Source organism: Pseudoalteromonas sp. c7(2019), from assembly GCF_011378625.1.
GTDB lineage: Bacteria > Pseudomonadota > Gammaproteobacteria > Enterobacterales > Alteromonadaceae > Pseudoalteromonas > Pseudoalteromonas arctica.
Map to the genome: position 1 here is coordinate 1 of NZ_WTKS01000066.1, position 203 is coordinate 203.

The window sequence follows — 203 nt, forward strand, 5'->3', positions numbered from 1 at the left end:
CCGTATTTACATTCCTATCAGCTTTCAACTGGATTAATCATGACTTTATTTACCGTAATACAAGAACAATTAGGCTTAATGACTTGGCCTTTAGTCATCTGCTCGATCATCACGTTAATGATTATTAGCGAACGTCTTTTAAAATTATTAAGTTCAGGTTCATTAAGCAAAAAAGAGATTTCGCGATTATTATCAGGCATTGA